The organism is Paenibacillus sp. NEAU-GSW1, assembly GCF_009737085.1.
Lineage (GTDB): Bacteria > Bacillota > Bacilli > Paenibacillales > Paenibacillaceae > Pristimantibacillus.
In genome coordinates, this window is record NZ_WOVL01000010.1 from 1 (window position 1) to 20,331 (window position 20,331).

Annotated in this window: 17 protein-coding genes; 7 read left to right on the forward strand and 10 right to left on the reverse strand. The window is 51.1% G+C overall.

All coding sequences use genetic code 11. The annotated features are described in order from the left end of the window. From gndA to GOM71_RS09315, 3 genes are all read right to left on the reverse strand, one after another. Nucleotides 1-954: NADP-dependent phosphogluconate dehydrogenase (gene gndA / locus GOM71_RS09305; protein ID WP_156280228.1), on the reverse strand; the 954-nt coding region annotated here is incomplete at its 3' end. 253 nt (nucleotides 955-1,207) lie between these two features. After that, a complete protein-coding gene (locus tag GOM71_RS09310) occupies nucleotides 1,208-1,804 on the reverse strand; it encodes a hypothetical protein (RefSeq protein WP_367649528.1) in 597 nt (198 codons plus the stop codon). Nucleotides 1,805-2,004: 200 nt separating this feature from the next. Beyond that, nucleotides 2,005-3,723 carry a proline--tRNA ligase gene (locus tag GOM71_RS09315; protein ID WP_156280232.1) on the reverse strand — a complete coding sequence of 573 codons (1,719 nt, stop codon included), beginning with the start codon at nucleotides 3,721-3,723 and terminating at the stop codon, nucleotides 2,005-2,007. Nucleotides 3,724-3,807: 84 nt separating this feature from the next. Between GOM71_RS09315 and GOM71_RS23855 the strand changes: the two genes are divergently transcribed. Continuing rightward, on the forward strand, nucleotides 3,808-3,975 hold the full coding sequence (locus tag GOM71_RS23855) for a hypothetical protein (protein ID WP_173275443.1): 168 nt from the start codon (nucleotides 3,808-3,810) through the stop codon (nucleotides 3,973-3,975). Nucleotides 3,976-4,084: 109 nt separating this feature from the next. On the opposite strand, the gene GOM71_RS09320 is transcribed toward GOM71_RS23855, so the two are convergent. Genes GOM71_RS09320 through GOM71_RS09330 form a run of 3 tightly spaced genes read right to left on the reverse strand, consistent with a single transcriptional unit; the run spans nucleotide 4,085 to nucleotide 7,379 of the window. Further along, nucleotides 4,085-5,233, reverse strand: coding sequence for an ABC transporter permease (locus GOM71_RS09320; RefSeq protein ID WP_156280234.1), 1,149 nt, complete (start codon nucleotides 5,231-5,233; stop codon nucleotides 4,085-4,087). Continuing rightward, nucleotides 5,226-6,422 (reverse strand): ABC transporter permease, encoded by a 1,197-nt coding sequence (locus GOM71_RS09325; RefSeq protein WP_156280236.1) that lies wholly within the window; start codon nucleotides 6,420-6,422, stop codon nucleotides 5,226-5,228. Before GOM71_RS09325 ends, GOM71_RS09320 begins: the two co-directional genes overlap by 8 nt. Nucleotides 6,423-6,434: 12 nt before the next feature. Then, complete coding sequence (locus tag GOM71_RS09330; protein ID WP_156280239.1) at nucleotides 6,435-7,379, reverse strand: ABC transporter ATP-binding protein; 945 nt, start codon at nucleotides 7,377-7,379, stop codon at nucleotides 6,435-6,437. Between the two features lie 171 nt (nucleotides 7,380-7,550). Here GOM71_RS09330 and GOM71_RS09335 point away from each other — a divergent pair, with 171 nt between their 5' ends. The 3 genes from GOM71_RS09335 to GOM71_RS09345 are packed head-to-tail and all read left to right on the forward strand — an operon-like array spanning nucleotide 7,551 to nucleotide 10,145. Continuing rightward, nucleotides 7,551-8,762, forward strand: coding sequence for a sensor histidine kinase (locus GOM71_RS09335; protein WP_156280241.1), 1,212 nt, complete (start codon nucleotides 7,551-7,553; stop codon nucleotides 8,760-8,762). Then, nucleotides 8,759-9,436, forward strand: a complete 678-nt coding sequence (locus GOM71_RS09340; protein WP_156280243.1) for a response regulator transcription factor — start codon at nucleotides 8,759-8,761, stop codon at nucleotides 9,434-9,436. Before GOM71_RS09335 ends, GOM71_RS09340 begins: the two co-directional genes overlap by 4 nt. Nucleotides 9,437-9,467: 31 nt before the next feature. Then, entirely contained in the window at nucleotides 9,468-10,145 is a 678-nt protein-coding gene (locus GOM71_RS09345; protein ID WP_156280245.1) for a DUF1054 domain-containing protein, read from the forward strand. 328 nt (nucleotides 10,146-10,473) lie between these two features. Here the strand turns inward: GOM71_RS09345 and GOM71_RS09350 are convergent, their stop codons facing one another. Then, nucleotides 10,474-13,491: an efflux RND transporter permease subunit gene (locus GOM71_RS09350; protein ID WP_156280247.1), complete on the reverse strand. Its 3,018-nt coding sequence runs from the start codon at nucleotides 13,489-13,491 to the stop codon at nucleotides 10,474-10,476. A 230-nt stretch (nucleotides 13,492-13,721) separates the two neighbouring features. Here GOM71_RS09350 and GOM71_RS09355 point away from each other — a divergent pair, with 230 nt between their 5' ends. Both GOM71_RS09355 and GOM71_RS09360 read left to right on the forward strand, forming a co-directional pair. Then, complete coding sequence (locus tag GOM71_RS09355) at nucleotides 13,722-14,471, forward strand: ABC transporter ATP-binding protein (RefSeq protein WP_156280253.1); 750 nt, start codon at nucleotides 13,722-13,724, stop codon at nucleotides 14,469-14,471. Then, nucleotides 14,468-15,499 (forward strand): ABC transporter permease, encoded by a 1,032-nt coding sequence (locus tag GOM71_RS09360; protein ID WP_156280255.1) that lies wholly within the window; start codon nucleotides 14,468-14,470, stop codon nucleotides 15,497-15,499. Before GOM71_RS09355 ends, GOM71_RS09360 begins: the two co-directional genes overlap by 4 nt. An 86-nt stretch (nucleotides 15,500-15,585) precedes the next feature. Here the strand turns inward: GOM71_RS09360 and GOM71_RS09365 are convergent, their stop codons facing one another. Together GOM71_RS09365 and GOM71_RS09370 are read right to left on the reverse strand one after the other, a co-directional pair. Beyond that, a complete protein-coding gene (locus tag GOM71_RS09365) occupies nucleotides 15,586-16,770 on the reverse strand; it encodes an MFS transporter (RefSeq protein ID WP_156280257.1) in 1,185 nt (394 codons plus the stop codon). A gap of 21 nt (nucleotides 16,771-16,791) precedes the next feature. Continuing rightward, on the reverse strand, nucleotides 16,792-18,069 hold the full coding sequence (locus GOM71_RS09370) for an MFS transporter (RefSeq protein WP_156280259.1): 1,278 nt from the start codon (nucleotides 18,067-18,069) through the stop codon (nucleotides 16,792-16,794). 118 nt (nucleotides 18,070-18,187) lie between these two features. On the opposite strand from GOM71_RS09370, the gene GOM71_RS09375 reads away from it, so the two are divergent. Next, nucleotides 18,188-19,657: an aminotransferase class I/II-fold pyridoxal phosphate-dependent enzyme gene (locus tag GOM71_RS09375; RefSeq protein ID WP_156280261.1), complete on the forward strand. Its 1,470-nt coding sequence runs from the start codon at nucleotides 18,188-18,190 to the stop codon at nucleotides 19,655-19,657. Nucleotides 19,658-19,730: 73 nt separating this feature from the next. On the opposite strand, the gene GOM71_RS09380 is transcribed toward GOM71_RS09375, so the two are convergent. Continuing rightward, nucleotides 19,731-20,024, reverse strand: a complete 294-nt coding sequence (locus GOM71_RS09380) for a DUF3055 domain-containing protein (RefSeq protein WP_156280263.1) — start codon at nucleotides 20,022-20,024, stop codon at nucleotides 19,731-19,733. Nucleotides 20,025-20,331 lie beyond the last annotated feature (307 nt).

A 20,331-nucleotide genomic window follows, 5' to 3' on the forward strand; every position in this document is an offset into this window, starting at 1 on the left:
GAACGCCGCTTTGTCGCCTTGGAAAGGCGCTTTTTGCGGGCCGCTCAGCACTTTGCTGGCTGCTACGCGCTCTTCCTTCATTGCGGAAAGGAAACGCGTGAATACCGATTCCGTAATGATGGAAAGCGGAACGCCCAGGTCGAGCGAGCTTTGGCTTGTCCATTTGCCAGTTCCTTTTTGGCCTGCGGAGTCAAGGATCACGTCTACCATAGCTTTGCCTGTTTCTTCGTCGTATTTCGAGAAGATGTCAGCAGTGATCTCGATCAGATAGCTGTCGAGCTCGCCTTTGTTCCACTCTGTGAAGATGCTGTGAAGCTCTTCCGTGCTAACGCCAAGCACGTTTTTCAGCAGGTCGTACGCTTCGCAGATAAGCTGCATGTCGCCGTACTCGATGCCGTTGTGGACCATTTTAACGTAGTGGCCTGCGCCGTCCGGTCCGATATATGTGCAGCAAGCGTCGTCGCCGACTTTTGCCGAAATTGCTGTCAGAATTGGCTCAACAAGCTTATAAGCGGATTCTTGGCCGCCAGGCATGATGGACGGTCCTTTCAACGCGCCTTCTTCGCCGCCGGATACGCCAGTGCCGATGAAGCGGATGCCTTGCTCTTCGAGCGCTTTGCTGCGGCGTTGCGTGTCAGGGAAATAAGCGTTGCCGCCGTCAATGATGATGTCGCCTTTGTCCAGGAATGGAACAAGGGAATCGATCGTTGCGTCCGTACCTGCGCCCGCTTGAACCATGATCAGAATTTTGCGAGGCGATTCGAGCGATTGCACGAACTCTTCAACTGTATAAGTTGGAACGAGATTTTTGCCTGCCGATTCCTTAATCAAGTCGTCCGTTTTTTCGCGCGAACGGTTGTAGACCGAAACGGTAAAACCTCTGCTTTCAATGTTAAGGGCCAAGTTTTTGCCCATTACTGCCAATCCAATAACGCCGATTTGCTGTTTAGACATCTGGTTTCTTCCATCCTTCTCTATAAAATTTGGTGATCGAAAGGCGACCAATAGCTATATATTACTCTTTTTGCTGCAAGATGAAAACTATTTACACGATTTTGTCGTACAAGTTTTGCTCAATTATGGAATTATCGGCTCCTAATTTCGATAATTATTCGCTTTTAGACCGAAATTCCGCCTCTTTGCATGCAAAAAAGGACGAAGGAGCGACCCCCCGTCCTCTAAATCCGTATAAGACAAGCTATGCTGATTAAAGCTCAAGCTGCAGCATTTCCGATCGCAACAACGCCAGCTTTTCCTTCGATTCGGCAATGACTTGCTCGTTGCCCTCCTGCAGCGCGTCGAACAGAACGGTCAGCTCGTAATCGAGCTCGAAACGAAGCACCGCTGCGCGTTCCTCCGCCCGTTTCGATTGAAAAGCTTTGATCATTTCCTCTATCGTGACAAAAGGCTTCTTCTGATAAACAATTCGATGTTCCATACCAGACACCTCCACAAGTCGTATAATCTCGCCGAACATAATGTTCTCAATGACGATTTGACGATCCTTGATCCGCTTGACTACCGCATGTCCCCGTGAGTCGTTAATCAGCTTTTCCAGCAGCTCCGACAGCTTTTCATCTTTAATAATGTAGTCCCCGACAATTTTGTATCGGCTCTTCATCCTTTGGAACCTTAACTTGACGAGCTTGCGACCGGTACGAATGGAAATGAGAAACTGCCCCTCCGTCTCGCTCCAATATAAGGAGTACCCTTCCTGTATGAGATCCCGGATGAGGTTTTGGATTTGCCGGCGGTCAAATCGCAGCTCCAAATTGCAATATTCGACTTCGTAGCTCTTATTCACGGCAATCCCTCCCTTGCTCAGTTGACGAAATAATCTGACAATTTGTTCTTATCCCTATCTTATACTCCATCTTATGTTATGGCAACTTGGATTATTGACTAATTTTCCGCTTTAAGCCGTCCGATATTGAAAAATGGGAAGGAGCCCGGTTTTGTGACTGGGCTCCTTCCCATTTGCGCAAACATTAACGCAGCATTCGTCTACTGCCTTTCTCCGATCGCCGCCGCCAGCGCTTCCTGAACAGTCGCGGTCCCCGTTTCGCCGGTCAACCTGCGCTTCCATTCCACGATGCCTTCCGAAGCGCCTTTTCCGATAACGATCCGTAGCGGAATTCCGATCAAGTCGGAATCTTTGAACTTAACGCCCGGTCTTTCATCCCGATCATCCATCAAGACGTCGATGCCAGCCTTAGTCAATTGTTCGTACAGCTTCTCCGCCAGCTCCATCTGCTGCGAATCTTTCACAGAGACCGGAATTATATGGACGCCAAACGGCGCAATCTCTAGCGGCCAGCAAATGCCGTTCTCGTCATTGTGCTGCTCCAGCACGGCCGACAGCAATCGCGATACGCCTATGCCATAGCAGCCCATAATAAAAGGCTTCTCTTTGCCGGACGCATCAATGAATGTGGCGGACAGCTTCTCGCTGTATTTGGTGCCCAGCTTGAATACATGGCCTACTTCGATGCCTCGATGGAACTGCAGCTTGCCCGCTTCGCAGCGCGGACAATCATCACCTTGCACGGCATTCCGGTAATCGCCTGACGCCGCAGCTATGAAGTGGATGCCTGGACGCACTTCGGCGAGATGAAAATCAGTTTCGTTTGCGCCGACGATGCCCTCCGTCATCGCCATGACCGCATGATCAGCCATTATGGAAACCGCACCCAGTTCGACAGGCCCTGCAAAGCCTGTCTCTGCTTTTGTCAGCCCTTCGACCGTTTCTTTGTCAGCCAGCGCAAGCGATGCAGCGCCAAGAGCGTTTTGCAGCTTGATCTCATTCACTTCATGGTCGCCTCTGACGAGCACGGCTATCGGTTTTCCGTCAGCTATATACAACAATGTTTTAATGAAACGGCTTGCATCAAGCCCAAGCGATTGAACAAGCTCGTCTATCGTCCGGGCGCCCGGCGTATGCAGCTTAATCGGCTCTTTTGCCGTTTGCGCAGCCTCCAGCCGTTGCTCATCTGCCACTGCCGCACCATATTCCGCCTTCTCCAAATTAGCGGCATAACCGCATTGGTCACAGGCGGCAATCGTATCCTCGCCTATATCGGCCAGCGCCATAAACTCATGGGTGCCGCCTTCCCCGCCGATTGACCCCGCATCTGCTTCTACTGCCCGGAAGTTCAAGCCAATCCGACTGAAAATCCGGTTATAAGCATCGAACATCCGCTTATAGCTGCGGTCCAATCCGTCCCAGTCGGCATCAAAGGAATACGCATCCTTCATTAAAAATTCGCGTCCGCGCAGCAAGCCGTAGCGCGGCCGTTTCTCATCCCGGAATTTCGTCTGGATTTGATACAGCGTTGCCGGAAGCTGGCGGTATGATCCAAGCTCGCTTCTGGCGATGCCGGTAATGACTTCTTCATGCGTAGGTCCAAGCGCAAACTCACGGTCATGCCGGTCTTTCAAACGAATGAGCTCAGGCCCGTATACCTTATAACGGCCCGACTCCTTCCAAAGCTCCGCCGGCTGCATGGCCGGCATAAGCAGCTCTTGCGCGCCCGCCGCATCCATTTCCTCGCGCACAATTTTTTCAACCTTTCGGAGCACCCGCCTGCCCGCAGGCAAATACGTATAGACGCCGGCTGCAAGCTGCCTTGCCAACCCGGCGCGCAGCAGCAATTTATGGCTTGCCGCTTCGGCATCTGAAGGCGCCTCGCGAAGCGTAGGCACTAAAAATTGCGATTGTCTCATTGACGATCATTCCTCCTGATCTCTTCTAAAAACAAAAAGAGCGCATTCGTAAGGGACGAATGCGCTCGTGGTACCACCCTCATTTTGCATCTGCAAACAGAAAATGCAACTCATTGGATAACGGAGCTGTTCGCTCCGGCAGCGAAGGTCGATTGGATCGGCCCAACGCGCGGCTCGCAAGGCAGGGAAACGTTCAACGCACATAGAAGCTTTCCAGCCTTGAGCTTCCTCTCTGTGACGGACGCGGATTGATCGTTATAACCTTGGTCAATGCTATTATGGTTATCAATGTTTGCGTTAAATGTACATCAACGGAATGGAAGCAGTCAAGCTGTACTCCGAATACGTTCGAAGAGCCGGCTTATTGAGCCGTCCGCATAGGCCTCAGCACCGCCGCGCCGAACGCGGTAAGCACTGCTGCAAGGAGCAGCAAGACGCCAAGCTGCATCGTAATATCGGCGATATGCTCGCCTGCGCTTAGACGGTCAATCGCTTGGATTGCCCATTTTTGCGGCGTAAAATTAGAAAGCTTCTGCATAAAATCGGGCATGATGGAAAACGGCCAGAAACATCCGCTGATCATACATGTAGGAATGATAAACAGAAAGTTGAGCGTGCCGAGCTGTTCGCTTCGTTTTACTAGACCGGCTACCAGCATCATCATGCCGACTGCAGCGAGCAAGAAGCATTCCATAACGAGCAGCAACGATCCGAAAGGGACGGACTCCATGAAGCCAAAGCCGAAATGGGTCACACTCAGAACAATTACGAGCTGCAGCGTACCGATAAGAATGCTGCCTGTAAAGTTGCCCCAAGCAATATCCGCAGCTCGCACCGGCGCGACGTACATCCTCGCCAGCGTCCGCTTTTCCCGATCTTCCAATATATAACCGATCGACTGGCTGGACAGCATCATAACGAACATCAGCATGATGCCGATGACCTCCGGACGGGAGATCACACTGCCAAGCTTCAGCTCCGTCTCACGAACCGAGGCGATTCCTTCATGCTGCTTGTCGAGCAGCGCGGCAAGCACGGCTTGATCGTCTGTTTTCCCGTCTATGAGACCGACAGCCGAAGCCAGTTTATCCGTCTCTCCGGCAAGCTCTGTCCCGAGCGAAGCGCTCCACAGATTCTCGCCTATTCGGTACATCGAAACTTGCTGCTGCCGGCCGGACATCAGCGATTCCGAGAAATCGGCAGGAATGTAGACCGAAGCATTCGCCTCATTATTTTCGACGCTGTCCTTCAATTGCGTTTCCGCAGCCGCCGTCTCCAGCTTAATTTCATAGTGATCGTTATTGCGAAGATAATCGACGATGTAGCTCCCCAGTATTCCATTGTCTTGATTGCTCACCGCGATAATCGGTTTATTATCGGTTTTGCCGGACAATACGCCGGCTATAGCAGACAGAACTAGTGACGGCAGCAGTAAATTCATAACTAAACCGCGCCGCGAACCGACAGTCCGTTTGAGAAGATGCATTGCGATAGCTGCTATTTTAGACACGGCTGTTCACCACCTTTGGAAGTCTTATCGCCCCAATAACGATCAAAGCGAAAGCGATTATAGACAAAATGCCGATAGAAGACCACACCTCGGACAATTGCTCCCCGTACATAATCGTGCGTATGGCTTCGTTCGCCCAATAATTAATAGTATAGGTGCCTGCATTCCCGACAAACTCCTCCACGCCGGCCATCATTCCGCCGCTTAAGAAGGTCATTCCGAACACGAACATCCCATAAACGGTTTGCATCGTCTTCTCAGACTTGCTGATTGAAGCGAGCGTAACCGCCAATCCAACGCTGGCAATCGAAGTCAGCAAGCAGGCGAGCGCCAGAATTCCGAAGTGACTGCCCCAATCCACGCCGTATACGAACGTCGTAAAACCGACAATTACGATTGACTGCAGGCTGGCTAAAGCGATGGCTCCCGACAAAATGCCGAGTACAGCGGGCCGAAAAGAGCCCGGGATGGCGTATATGCGAGACAACGTGCCCTGCTTTTTTTGTTTCAAAAGCGATAAAGTCGCCGACATGCCGCTGTACAATAGAAACATGATCAAATAGGCGGCAGCGTAATATTGGATGGCCGACACTGATTTGAACACATCGGCCTCTCCGCCGGATAAATTGCCAATTCGCAGCAATGATCCCGGTTCGTGCGCTTGATTGCCGGCGGCAGCCGTATCCGCGGAAGCTTGATCTTGTGCTTGATCTTGTGCTTGATCTCCGCCGAATGCTGCAACAGCAGCAGCCTGCAGGTTAGCTTCGCCCATATAACCGTTCAATACGGCGCGAACAGCAATATTGCGATCTTCATAACGTCCAGGATACGCGTTCCACTCCGCCGGCTGGCCAGACATGATTTTGGCAGAATAATCGGATGGCACCGCGACCCCGTAATCGGCCGTACCTTCGCGGACCATCTCCTTCACGTCCGATTCGGACGAAGCCTGAATGATCCGGATATACGGCTTCAGCGAATCCTCTTTCCAGAACGATTCGATCCCCTCGCTCAGTTCGCCTGCGTCTGCATTATACAACGCTACCTTAGCCGGTTTAATCGTCTGGTCAAACACGCTTCCGAGCAAGAAAATAAGCACGATTGGCATAACTAGAAGTATGATTAGAACGGGACGCATCCTGCTGAACTTTATAAACTCGTAGCAAACAGTCGTAAACCAAGTGCGCATGTTGTGCTCCTCCTATTCGTCACGCAACGAGCGTCCGGTCATTTGCAGAAACAGCGATTCGAGATTCGGCTCGATCCGCGTCAGCTTCTGCAATCCGATTCCGTGCTTTTGTAAAATAAACAGCAAATCCTGCAGCACATGGGTCGTATCCTTCACAGTAACTTCGACCGTCCGTCCGGCTTCTTTCAGCTCTGCTTGCTTCACGCCCGGATGCTCGGAAATTTCCGCAAAAGCATCAAGTCCGGACCGATCGATATCAAATACAAGGCTCTCTTCTTGCTCGGATTGCATTTTCAGCTGTTCCTTTGTGCCAAGCGCGATCAGCTTGCCTTGATCAACGATAGCAATTCTCGAGCAAAGCGCTTCAATTTCTTCCATATAATGACTTGTATAGATGACTGTAGAGCCTAACCGATTCAGTTCCCGCACCGATTCTAAAATATGATTGCGCGATTGCGGATCGATTCCGACGGTCGGCTCATCCATTATGATCAGCTTTGGACGGTGCATAATCGCGCACGCAATATTAAGCCTGCGCTTCATGCCGCCGGAGAAGGTGGAAGGCAAATCCTTCGCCCGCTCCAGCAATCCGACGAATCGAAGCGCTTCGTCAACTCTTTCTTTCAGCAGCTTGCCGGATAAGCCGTACAAACGTGCAAAAAAGGTAACATTCTCCCGTGCTGTCAAATTGTCGTAGATCGCAAGCTCTTGCGGCACGACGCCGATGCGTTTCTTAACTTCAAGCGGCTGCTTGCGCACCGAGTAACCGTCAACCGTAATGTCGCCCCCGCTCATTGCCAGCAGACCGGACAGCATGGAGATCGTCGTACTCTTGCCTGCTCCATTCGGTCCGAGCAGACCGAAAATTTCCCCTTTTTCAATATCGAAGTTCAAATGATTGACTGTTATCGTCGCATCATATTTTTTGACGACATCGCGCAATTGTACAAAACTCATGTTCTACTCATCCTCTCGTTTCGTTCGTTGTCTTTATTTTACATGCACGAGACCGGATCGACAGGTTTCGAAAGTCATCACATTCGAATGACAAAAGTCACCTCTCTTACTCTTTTAAGGCAGTAATGCTATAATGCTGTTCATAAAGCTAGGCAAAGGAGACCGCATGCGATGATCAAATGGCTCAATCAAATTCGGACGCTGCTCGTAGCGATTCCTTCGATCGCCACTTTGATGACCATTAATCTGGAAAATGATCTGGTATATTCGGCCACCATTATGCTTGCTCTGCTGTTCATTCGATTGCCTCTTTATATTCCGCGCTTCTCCATTGTCTTGCTGATAGCGGAGCTTATCGGGTTTGGGTGGCTGGCATATACGTACAAAGGGATTCTGTTCTTGCTTCCTTTCGCTACCCTCATTGGCGTATTTGCCTGGAGACCGACTCCGCAAATAAGCTTCGCATGGACGGGCGGCGGGGCAATTGTGCTGCTAACTGCGTTAGACGGACGAGAACCGGAAATTATTACTGCCGTTCTGTTGCTTTGGTGCATGACAGCAGGCATTATGCATGCGTTGAATCGGTTTGAGGCAAGACAGCAGCAAACGGAAAATTTGTACGACAAGCTGGCACGCAGCCACGAGGAACTTGAAGCAGCCCGAAGAAGAGTAATCGAGTATGCTTCCCAGATTGAGCGTTATGCCCAAACGGAGGAACGAAATCGGATCGCCAAAGATATACATGACGACTTAGGCCATCGGCTCATTCGAGTTAAAATGATGTCCGAAGCCGCGATCCAGCTCTTTGATTCCAATCCGTCCCGCTCTTTCGGTCTTCTCACCCAAATTCGAGATCAACTGCAAGAAAGTATGGAAAATATGCGCAGAACGGTACGCAGGCTTGCCGTTCCCGAACCTGACGAATCCAGGCGTTATGCGCTCGACCGGCTGGTCAACGAATCTGCCGCGGCAATCGGCATCGACGTTAGCTTCATTGTCAGCGGCAACGTTCAGCCGCTCTATCCGAGTGTTGAAATGATTCTATATATGAACGCTCAAGAAGCGATAACGAACGCAGTGCGGCATGGCGGCGCCACAGCCATCGACATCGTTCTCGATTTTAAGGTGGACATCGTATCGCTCGCTGTCTCGAACAACGGTTCGCTGCCGAAGGAGCCCGTTGCGCCTGGACTTGGCATGCGCGGCATGAAGGAAAGAATGGCGTTGGTAAAAGGAGAGCTGAGTTGGTCGGTCGCTGACCGCTTTGTTGTGACAACCGCAATTCCGCTCAAGAACGAGCGGGTGAAGGAACAAAAATTGGCCCCGACAGCCGTGCCGCAATCGACGGCCGATTCGGCGCCGGGAAGGAGATTGCCGCTATGATAAAAGTATTGGTCGTCGACGACGATCCTTTCATTCGCGAAAGCATGATGCTTATCCTCGATTTAGATCCCGAGCTGACCGTTGCGGGCTCCTGCGGCAACGGCCGGGAGGCCGCCCGTTTCGTCAGCGAGACAGACGTCGACGTCGTTCTTATGGATATCCGAATGCCTGAATGCGACGGCGTTGAGGGCACGAAGCTCATTCGCGCGCTGGAATCGCCGCCAGCAGTGCTCATTCTGACAACGTTTGACGACGATGAATATATTGTGCAAGCTATACAGAACGGCGCGGGCGGCTATTTGCTCAAAAACGTGCCGCCGAGCCGCATTATTGCCGGCATCAAAACCGTTCACGAGGGCTCCTTGCTCATTCATCCCGATATTGCGCGCAAGCTGGCCGGCATGCTGGAGCGGCCGTCTTCATCTCCAACCGGCACATCGTCAGCATCGTCCGTTCAACCGCCCTTATCCAAACGTCTAGAACCATTCAGATTGACGCCTATGGAGCAGCAGGTGGTCCGTCATATTGCCGACGGTTTATCGAACAAAGAAATTGCCGCCGCTTTATTTCTTAGCGAAGGTACGATTAAAAACTATATAACGGAAATACTGGATAAATTAGAGCTGCGCGACAGAACGCAGATTGCTATTTTTTATTTAAAGCTGCCAAATTAATTTACAGTGCTATAGATAAGGGGAATTTGTGATGACAACAACAGCAACAACTGCGACGAGCAACGCCGCCGGGGCGGCAGACACCGCTATTATCGGCTTTGAGCAAGCCGACTTTGACGTGTTTAAACTCGATGGGCTGGACGAAAGGATGGCTGCCATTCAAGAAAGAATCCAGCCGAAGTTTCGAGCAATCGGCGGGCATCTGGCGGGAGAGCTTGCTGTGCTTTCCGGCAATGAAATGCATTTGCATATCGCCAGACATGCGCGCCGCAAAGTCAATCCGCCGAAGGATACTTGGCTAGCCGTTTGCGATAACAAGCGCGGTTACAAGGCGCATCCGCATTTCCAGCTTGGCTTGTTCGACGATCACCTGTTTCTTTGGCTGGCGTTGATCTACGAGGTGCCTAACAAAAAGAACATCGCTTCCGCCTATTTGAAACGGATGGACGAAGTGATCGCGGCTGTCCCTGCGGGCTATGAAATGTCGCTCGATCATACGAAAAAGGAATCCATTGCAGTCAGCGGCATGTCAAAAAAGGACTGGAAAGAAGCGCTCGTCCGCTTCCGCGACGTGCAGAAGGCCGAATTGCTAATCGGTCGCCACGTGCCAGTCGGCGATCCGCTTCTGCGCGACGGAGAGGCGCTGTTGCGATTCGCCGCAGAAACGTACGAAACACTAATGCCGCTGTATCGCATGGCGCAAGTGTAACGAATGCGAAACTTCCGCTATCGCGGCTTGGCTCATGTTCATATGGACATAGCCGGCGCATAACGGAAGTTGCTTCCGTTATTTCTGTTCTTTGCGCGCCCTGCGGGTAGCTTCTACGCCTGAATAGCGGAACTTTCTTAACTTTCTTCCGCTATTCCGTCCAATCCGGCGCGATTTCCCAAATAACGGAAGTTTCTTCCGTTATTTGTTCCACTCACGTACAAATTAACGGTGCAATTCGAATCCGAAGGTTGCGTTAACCCAAATAAAAAGGGGCAGACCCAGCGTCATATTAATGACACATGGGGCTGCCCCTTATTACAATATCTTATTGCGCCGACTGCGCGATGAGCGCTTTCTCAGCGGCACGGCGTTGTTTCCGCGAAGCCCGGAAGAACAGCAGCTCGTAGATGCACGGCACGATGATGATCGTCAGCAAAGTAGCTGCCGTCAAGCCGCCGATTACAACAATTGCCAAGCTTTGCGAAACGATGCTGCCCGATTCATGGGAGCCAAACAACAGCGGAAGCATTGCGCAAATCGTTGCGACTGCGGTCATCACGATCGGCCGCATACGGGTAGCCGCAGCTTCGACCAGCGCTTCCCGGATCGACATCGAGGTTTCGTTCTGCTTCACGCGGTCAATAAGCACGATCGCATTCGTTACGACGATGCCAATGAGCATAAGTGCGCCGAACATGGCCGTAAAGTCAGGCGTAATGCCCGAAATAAGCAAGCCGATAACCGCGCCGATCGCAGCCAGCGGAAGCGAGAACATAATGGCAAGCGGTGCGCGAAGCGTCTTGAACGCAAGCACCATGATCAAATAAACAATTGCGATCGAGATTAGCGCCGTTAAGCCCAAATCGGCAAAATCGCTCGCTTGCTCCGACGATGCGCCGCCAACGGCAAGCTTCACGCCATCCGGCACTTTAAGCTCAGCCACTGCTTTGTTGATGTCGGCGCCAACAACGGAAAGCTTGCTTGGCTCCGCATCTGCGGATACTCGGATATACGTTTTTCCTTCTTTATGGTAATACAAGCTAGGCTCCTCTGTGCGCACAAGCTCGGCTACGGAGGATACCGGCTGAGGTCCGCTTTCAGTCATTACTGTAAGCTGCTTCAATGCCGACTCGGTGTTTGGATTGACTACCGGTTGCAGCATAACAGGAGTGTCAACGCCTTCGATAGCAATCGAACCAACCGGCAGCGGATTCAGCATGCTTTGCAGCTGCATTGCAACCTCTTGACCTTTTGCTTTAACCGGATCGACTTTGAAAGAATAAACCGGTTTTTTCTCTTCTTGATTGCTTTGCACTTTCGTAACGTCATCGATCTTCTTAATTGCAGCTATCAGCTGCGACGCTGCCTCCTCCAGCTTCGCTGGATCATCGCCTGTCACATCAACGGTAATGGTGGACGAGCCTCCGCCCATCATCAAATTGACTGCATTAACTGTTAAAGAAGCGTCTTTGAACTGTTCTTTCTGCGAATTCACATCTTCAATGAACTTTTCAGCGTCCACGCCTTCTTTCAAGTCGATCGTAAAAGCGACTTGCGTCGGCGACGATACCGCCCCGTACTGAGCCATATCCGCGCTGTTGCCCGATTGGAGTAACACCCACTCCACGGACTTATGGGACGAAATATAACTTTCGAGCTTCTTGCCCTGCTCTATTACCTCGCTGTGAGGCGTATCGCTTGGGAACACCAGTGTAGCCGATACATTCTCAGCGCTGGAAGAATCAAGAGCGCCTTTCGGCATAGCGACATAAGCGCCGATCGAGCCTGCGAACAACACGATTGCTATCGTAATCGGCACCGCTTTATGTTTTAAATTCCAACGAATAAACGAACTGATTCGAGCCGATGCCGCATGCGGCTTTTCTTTCGTATTTTTAAGCAGCACTGCGCTAAGCAAAGGCACAACCGTCAAAGCGACGAGCAATGACGCAAGCAGCGAATAGGCAACGGTCAATGCAAATGGCAGCAAGAACGCTTGCAGCGAGCCTCTAAGCAGACCCATCGGCAAAAATACAGCTACCGTAACGAGCGTTGAGGACGTAATTGCACCCGCTACTTCCTTTGTCGCATCCTTAATGACAGTTAGCGAAAAAGGTTCTTTCTGCAGGCGGCGGTAAATGTTCTCGATCACGACGATACTGTCGTCGACGAGCCGCCCGACCGCAACCGCCACGCCGCCCAGCGTAATAATGTTGAGCGAGACTCCCGAAATTTGCAGCAAATAGAGTGTAATGCCAAGCGACAGCGGAATCGATACGATCGTAACGATCGTCGCTTTAAAATTACGCATGAACAGCAAAATAACAATTGTCGCGAACAATGCGCCCAGCAACACTTCACGCAGCATGCTGTTTACCGATTTCACGACAGATTCGGACGTGCTCAATATAATCGAGGCATCAATTCCGTCCACGTCGGCATTCAAACGCTCGATCGTCTTTTCTACATTTTTGCCTGTGGAAACGGCATTGGCGTCCGCTGCTTTCGAAACGGTGAACATAATCGCATCTTTGCCGTTCATCCGGCTGACGCTTTCCAGTTCCTTCGCATAATCGACCGTCGCTACATCGCTCAGCCTCACGCCAGGGGCAACAGGCAATGAACGAAGCGTTTCCAGATCCGTTACTTCATCATAAACGTTCATATTGCCTGCGGCTCCGTCGATGATACGCTCGCCAATCGAGGCCGATACGCCGCGTCCTTGCAGTACGCCCATCAACGTCTGCAGCGGAATGCCCTTTGCGGCCAGCTGTTCGGTCAGCGGTGTCAAATGAATCGAAGGCGTCGATTTGCCCGCTACGTTAATGACCCCCGCTCCCTCTACTTTCTGAAGCTCCGTTTGGAACAGTTTAAGCTTCTCGTCCTTCTGCTGTTCGCTAAGAGCTTCATCGAATGTCAACGTAATCCAAGAAATCGGAATCATGGAGGTGTTGAACTGTACGACAAACGGAGGCATAACGCCCTCAGGCAGCGCCACCTGATCGACGATCCGCTCAACTTCAAGCTTTGCTTCCTTCATATCTGTCTTCGAATCGAAATTCAAATTTACTTGCGCATAACCGTTGCCCGAGGAAGAGAAAATATCCGTTTTCCCTTTCGTAAACATAAGCGCGTCTTCCAGCTTATTCGTAACTTGCTGCTCCATCGATTTGGCCTCATAGCCCGGGCCGATTGCAGTCACCATAATTTGCGGATTGTCAGCGGTCGGCAAAAACTCCATCGGCAGCTTCAAATAACTAACTACACCCATGGCTAGCGCCAAGACAACAATCAAGATGACCGCTGCCTTATTACGGAATGACCATTCCGTTAACTTATTCATTCTCCCCTACTCCTTCTCCGATACCGGATCTATGTTTTTGTCATTACTAAGCATAGTCGGAACAAAAGAATCGGAGAAACGTCTGAAGACGGTTTTTCACTCAAGTCTAAAGTCTGAGTCGCCCCCCGACTTAAGTCTGGGAAAAAGTGGTCTTCTTTCTTTTCACTGCATTTTGTATATTAAAGATAAGCACATTTTCGCGTTTATAAAAATGCAGGAGCGTGATTCGCATGCTTGAAAGCATTTCACATCCGATTGCCGTTGAGGCTGCGGGCATTGTCCGCAAATTCGGCAGCCAAACGATTCTCAATGACATCGCCTTAACGATTCCTCGCGGCGAGCTGTTTGGCCTGCTTGGCCCTTCGGGCTCAGGCAAAACGACGTTCATCAAGCTCATTACCGGTATCGATCAAGCGGATCGCGGCCGCATTACGGTGCTTGGCGAGGAAATGCCGCAGCTCCGGCTGCTGGCGAAAATCGGTTATATGGCACAGTCCGATGCGCTCTATAACGAGCTGACCGGCAAACAAAATCTGGAGTTTTTCGGGGCGCTTTACGGGCTCAAAGGACAGAAGCTAAAAACCCGAATACAAGCTGCGGCAGAGCTTGTCGATTTGCATCCTGACTTGAGCAAACAAACAGGAGCTTACTCCGGAGGAATGAAGAGAAGGCTTTCGCTAGCCATCGCGCTGCTTCATGAGCCTGAGCTTCTCGTGCTTGACGAACCGACCGTCGGGATCGATCCCGCTCTGCGCCAAACGATTTGGAGCGAGCTATCCCAATTAACAAGGAGCGGCGTTACCATTCTATTAACGACACACGTCATGGATGAAGCGAATAAATGCGACCGGCTCGGTTTGATACGCGGCGGCAAGCTAATCGCCGTCGGCGCTCCCCAATCTATAATCGATCAAACGGGCTGCAGCACGATTGAGGAAGCATTCATTGCGCTCGGCAAAGAAGGAGGCGATCCGCAATGAGAATACGCGCGTTAGCACTGCGCATCATTCGGCAATTCATTCGCGACAAAAGAACGCTTGCATTGCTTTTTGTAGCCCCGCTTCTCGTCCTTAGCTTAATGAAGCTCGTCTTCGACGGCCAAACTGTACAGCCGGATATCGGAATAATCGGCGCTCCTTCGGTTATTGCCGACCAACTGTCCAAGCAAGTCTCAAACGTATTCGAATACGAAGAAACCGCCGCCGCAGAGAAGGATTTGCAGGAAGGGAAACTGGACGCGCTCTTGTTCTGGAAAGACGGCATTCCGGCGCTAAAACTTGAAGGCAGCGATCCGGCCGCAAGCCGGGCAGTCATGCTGCTTATCCAAAACACATTGCAATCCGCCGGTTCTTCAGGACAATTATCGGATTCGCTTACCGTCGATTATTTGTACGGCGGACCCGAGATGGCGTCTTTCGATTCCACCGGCCCGGTGCTTATCGGCTTTTTTTCCTTCTTCTTTGTCTTCTTGCTGGCCGGCGTATCTTTCCTGCGGGAGAGGACGAGCGGAACATTAGAGCGGCTGCTGGCAACACCGATCCGGCGTTCAGAAATCGTCATCGGCTATTTGGCCGGTTTCGGCCTGTTTACGCTCGTGCAAGCCACACTCATCGCATGGTTTTCGGTCGAGGTTCTGGGACTATATATGGCCGGCAATCTCGTCTATATGCTGATCATTAATCTATTGCTGTCTTTGACGGCATTAACGCTCGGCACGCTTCTCTCCTCGTTCGCCGGCACTGAGTTTCAAATCATTCAATTCATTCCGATCGTAATCGTGCCTCAGGCGTTTTTCTCCGGCTTGTTCAATCTGGACGCGATGAACCCGATCTTGCAAAAGCTCAGCTACGCTATGCCGCTCTACTACGGAGCGGATGCGATGCGCGGCATTATGATCCGCGGGGAAAGCTTGGCTGATTTCCAACTCGATGTTTACGTGCTCGCCGGGTTCTCACTGCTGTTTGCCTTGTTAAACGTATTTGCGTTAAAGAAACAAAGAAAGCTTTAATTCATGCAAAAAAGGCTGTTCGACAACGGTTGCAGAATCTCCCAACCCAACCTGTCGAACAGCCTTTTCTTCCATGTCTCTTCAAATTACTCCGCTATCGTTGCGGTACTGCCGGTTCCAACGAGCTGACGGAAACGGACAAGCAGCAGCAAAGCAAGAATACATAATATGCCGCCCGAAACATAAGGCATGCCTTGCCCGAACGTAAACAAAAAAGTGCCGAACATCGGTCCGGCGATGCGGCCAAGACTGTCCATGGAGGAGCTGAGTCCGGACGCGACGCCTTGCCCGACCGTCGTTTTTTGCGTAATTAATGAAGTGACGCAAGGACGGATTAAAGCGTTGCCGATACCGAAGACGGCAAGCGATGTCGTCGCCCACCACAGCGAGTGCGCACCGAGCAGCATAAAAAAGCCTGCCGCCGAAATGATTAATCCGATCGCAATATACTTCGGCTCATCGCCCTTCTTAATGCGGCGGCGGACAAATCCGCCTTGTACGAGCGCCCCGACGAGTCCGCACACGAAAAACAGAATGCCTACCTCGAGCGGTGTAACGTCGAATCTCTCCATGCCGAAAATTTGCAGCGTCGCTTCGAGACCCGCCAGCGTGAACGTAACGAAAAACGCCAGCACGTACAAATATTTCAGCGGTCCGGTAAACGCGGTCCAGCGCGAAACGCGCGGTTCCGCAGCAGAGCGGCGCTGTTCCGGCGCAAGCGATTCCTTTAACTTGGCGAAAGCCAGCACGAACGTGATCGCCGCCAAGCCCGCCGCCACATAAAATGGCGTCTCAAGCGACGCAACGCTGAGCAAGCCTCCAAGCGCAGGTCCTAGCGTAAAGCCCATCCCGATCGACATGCCGACCGCCGCCATTCCTTTCGTCCTGTGCTCGTTAGGCGTAATGTCCGCCACATAGGCTACAATAACCGAAGTGACCGCTCCGGAGAACAAACCGCCGAGCACCCGCGATAAATACATAAGCGGCAAGCTGCCCGAGGATAGTCCAAACAACAGAAAACTGATTGAAAAGCCAACTACGCCTGTCAAAATGATCGGGCGTCTGCCGATACGGTCAGACAAGCCGCCCCAGATCGGGGATAATAGGAACGATACAAGTGAATATACCGTAAGCATGGCGCCGGTATGAAATTCAAAACCTTCTTCTCCCGTCGCTTTAATAATCTCGGGCATAACAGGAATGATGACTCCAAACCCGAGGAACGTTGTCATTAGTATAGCCATTACAATTAATAGTCGTTTATCTCGCATTTGCCGATTCGCCTCCATCCGTTATCGTACCATAACCGGCTGCGGCTTTGTTATGAACAAATGAAGAACAAATAGCAGAAACATGACGCCTCCGCTGAGCAAAAACGGCATATGCGGCCCAAAGCTATCCCACATCCGGCCAGACAATATCGATCCGAGCACGGAGCCGCATCCCTCAATCGTCAGAAAAAATCCCCATACCGCCCCTCTTTCCTTCTTCGGTATGGCTTCGGCAATAAATGCGTTCCAAGCCGGTATAATGCACGCATAGCCTATACCAACGAAAGCAACAATGGTCATCACAGCAGGCAGCCATCGGCTCATGCCAAGCAAAGGCAGCGATATGCCCGCCAGAACAAACCCGATATGAAGCGGCCATTTTGTACCGTAACGATCCACGAGCTTCCCCACCGGTATGAGGCCAAGAGCCGTTATCGCCCCTCCCGCGATCAGAAACAGGCTAAATTGCTTGGGCGATAAATCGAGCACGGTCCGCGCATACAGTGTCAGGATAGGCGTCAGCAGTCCAAGCGCGAGATTTTGAGCGAACATGGCTGGAAAAAGAAGCTTGCTCACATGCAGCGAATTTCTGAGCATGCCGATATAATCCGCGGCGCGGGCAAGCAGAGACCGTTTCTCGGATTGTCCCGATCCTTTCATGTCACTAGCGTCATGTCCGTCCTCGACCGGCTCCAGCGCCTTCGAGCCTGCTCTGCCCGGGAGCAGAAGCGTAATTGCGGCGGCAATCGTCATAGCGCCGATCAGAATATGAAACGCCGTTGTATAGCTGGATGAAATGAAAAAATTAATGACAATCGGTCCGCCTCCAATGCCTGTCAGCCACGCCATATAAACGACGCTCATAACCGTTCCGCCGGAGTCTTCGCCTGCCGCCCCTGTCGCGCCGGTAATTACGCAAGGCCAAAGGGGCGACGTGCCGATACCAAGCAGCAAGCAGGAAAAAACCAGCCATAGAGTCTGCTGCATAAATGCGGCGATCAACACCGATATGAATGTCAGAATGACGCCAAACAGCATCGTATATCGATAGCCGATGCGATCGACAACCCATCCGAGCGGACTGCGAAACGCATTGTCGCCGATATAGAGCAGCGCAAGCGACCAGCCAATTGCATAGGCGGAAAGACCAAGCACCGTCCCCATATATACGGGCAGAATGGATACGACAAGCGCTCCTTTCACAAACTCTACAATAAACATGATGGCAAGCAATTGAATAATAAACGGCGAACGCCAAATTTGACGGCTGCGTTGTGCCGACGCTGTAACCTGATTCATAGCTGAAGATCTCCCATCCCTTAAAAAAGTAGCTTGCATTCCGACTTGTTTTTGCTATACTCAACTTTGTTTGCAATATTTGACGAAATCTGAAATCCGAAAGGCAGGGATGAAAGCGATGGATCATAACCAAACCCCGCTCTTCAGCGCTCTCCGCCGCCATGCGGAGCAGCAACCGGTTCAATTTCATATTCCCGGACATAAGAAAGGCCTAGGCAGTGATGCGGAATTCCGCGAGTTTATCGGCGACAACGCTTTGTCGATCGATTTGATCAATATAGCTCCGCTTGATGATTTGCATCAACCGACCGGCGTTATTGAAGAAGCCCAGAAACTCGCCGCCGACGCTTTTGGCGCCGACTACACCTATTTTTCCGTGCAAGGCACGAGCGGCGCAATTATTACGATGATTATGACTGTCTGCGAGCCGGGCGACAAAATCATTGTGCCGCGCAACGTGCACAAATCGATTATGGCCGCAATTATTTTTGCTGGCGCCAGACCTGTATTCATTAGCCCTGCACGAGACGCGAATCTCGGTATTGATCACGGCATAACGACACGCTCGGTTAAACGTGCGCTTGATCGTCACCCTGACGCGAAAGCAGTGCTGGTCATTAACCCAACCTATTTTGGCATTTGCGCCAATCTAAAGGAAATCGTCGATCTGGTTCACAGCTATGACATTCCTGTTCTTGTTGATGAAGCACACGGCGTGCTGATTCATTTCCATGAGAAGCTTCCGATGTCTGCCATGCAGGCAGGCGCGGATATGGCCGCGACGAGCGTCCATAAGCTTGGCGGTTCAATGACGCAAAGCTCGGTGCTGAATGTCCGCAAAGGACGCGTCAATCCGCATCGAATTCAAACGATCATCAGCATGCTGACGACAACTTCAACCTCGTACATTTTACTCGCGTCGCTGGATACATCCCGCCGAAATTTGGCGATTAATGGCCATCAGTTGGCGGAACAGGCGATTGCGCTTGCTCAATATGCTCGTACAGAAATCAATCAAATTCCGGGTCTGGAATGTTTCGGCGAAGAAATTTTAGGCGGCGAGGCTACCTACGATTATGATCCAACGAAAGTATCGATCCACGTGCGCCATCTTGGCATTACCGGATACGAAACGGAAAATTGGCTTCGCGACCATTATAAGGTCGAAATCGAAATGAGCGACATGTATAACATTCTTTGCCTAGTTACGCCGGGAGATACGTCCGATTCGGTCAATAAATTGCTTGAAGCGCTGCGCGGCTTGTCCAATGCGTTCCATGAAGGCGCCGAAGCGCGGGAGCTTATCGTTAAAATTCCGGACATTCCGCAGCTGTCGCTGACTCCGCGCGATGCTTTTTATGGCGAGACGGAAGTTATTCCTTTCAAGGAATCGGCCGGTCGGATTATTGCCGAATTTATTTACGTCTATCCTCCGGGCATTCCGATTTTGCTGCCTGGCGAAGTCATTTCGCAAAACAATATCGATTATATTGTCGATCATGTTGAAGTTGGATTGCCGGTCAAAGGGCCGGAAGATCGCAGCATTCAATTCGTTAAAGTAATCGTGGAGGAAAACGCGATTTTCTAACAAACAAACGCCGGTTCATGCAGCCCGCTCAAGGCGCATTAACCGGCGTTTCTTTTTGGGCTGACGATGATGGCTACTCGTATTGATCGGTGATTTGAAGCGAGGGAATGCGTGCGGCGAGACAAAGAGAAAGCTCGGCGGCAGATTCGGGGTTGGCAATGCCGAATTTTAATTGCAAATAATCCGTGTTTGTTAAATCATGCGCATCCAGAAGCGCTGACCTGCCGGTCTGCATGCAAATGACAAGCGTTTTGCCGAAAAAATGATCGGTATAGACGATTGAAAAATCGTATCTTGCCTGATCGGTCGCATAGCCAATAAAATGAACGTGGGTCAGTTCTGACACATCATACAACGGTTCAAACATGCTCTCACCTCCGTTTGTTGTCAGAATATTAAAACTATTTTATCACGAGGACATGATGGCTCACAACGAGAAATTGCCTAAGCTCGTTCGTACCGCATATTGTTAATCAGAAGAGCCGCATGCTATGATTAAGGTGCGTACGCTTTCGAAGTAAGTTTTGCTCCGCAACACTTAAGCGAATGCTTCCGAGGCAAGTTTTGCTCCGCAAAACTTAAGCAAATGCTTCCGAGGCAAGTTTTGCTTCGCAACACTTAAGCGAATGCTTCCGAGGCAAGTTTTGCTCCGCAAAACTTTTAAGGAGTTGAAG

Excerpts from the sequence above, each read along its gene's own strand:
- GOM71_RS09315 (WP_156280232.1), bottom strand. The coding sequence starts at position 3,723 with ATGAGACAATCGCAATTTTTAGTGCCTACGCTTCGCGAGGCGCCTTCA.
- GOM71_RS09325 (WP_156280236.1), bottom strand. The coding sequence starts at position 6,422 with ATGCGCACTTGGTTTACGACTGTTTGCTACGAGTTTATAAAGTTCAGC.
- GOM71_RS09330 (WP_156280239.1), bottom strand. The coding sequence starts at position 7,379 with ATGAGTTTTGTACAATTGCGCGATGTCGTCAAAAAATATGATGCGACG.
- GOM71_RS09335 (WP_156280241.1), top strand. The coding sequence starts at position 7,551 with ATGATCAAATGGCTCAATCAAATTCGGACGCTGCTCGTAGCGATTCCT.
- GOM71_RS09340 (WP_156280243.1), top strand. The coding sequence starts at position 8,759 with ATGATAAAAGTATTGGTCGTCGACGACGATCCTTTCATTCGCGAAAGC.
- GOM71_RS09345 (WP_156280245.1), top strand. The coding sequence starts at position 9,468 with ATGACAACAACAGCAACAACTGCGACGAGCAACGCCGCCGGGGCGGCA.
- GOM71_RS09350 (WP_156280247.1), bottom strand. The coding sequence starts at position 13,491 with ATGAATAAGTTAACGGAATGGTCATTCCGTAATAAGGCAGCGGTCATC.
- GOM71_RS09355 (WP_156280253.1), top strand. The coding sequence starts at position 13,722 with ATGCTTGAAAGCATTTCACATCCGATTGCCGTTGAGGCTGCGGGCATT.
- GOM71_RS09360 (WP_156280255.1), top strand. The coding sequence starts at position 14,468 with ATGAGAATACGCGCGTTAGCACTGCGCATCATTCGGCAATTCATTCGC.
- GOM71_RS09365 (WP_156280257.1), bottom strand. The coding sequence starts at position 16,770 with ATGCGAGATAAACGACTATTAATTGTAATGGCTATACTAATGACAACG.
- GOM71_RS09370 (WP_156280259.1), bottom strand. The coding sequence starts at position 18,069 with ATGAATCAGGTTACAGCGTCGGCACAACGCAGCCGTCAAATTTGGCGT.
- GOM71_RS09375 (WP_156280261.1), top strand. The coding sequence starts at position 18,188 with ATGGATCATAACCAAACCCCGCTCTTCAGCGCTCTCCGCCGCCATGCG.
- GOM71_RS09380 (WP_156280263.1), bottom strand. The coding sequence starts at position 20,024 with ATGTTTGAACCGTTGTATGATGTGTCAGAACTGACCCACGTTCATTTT.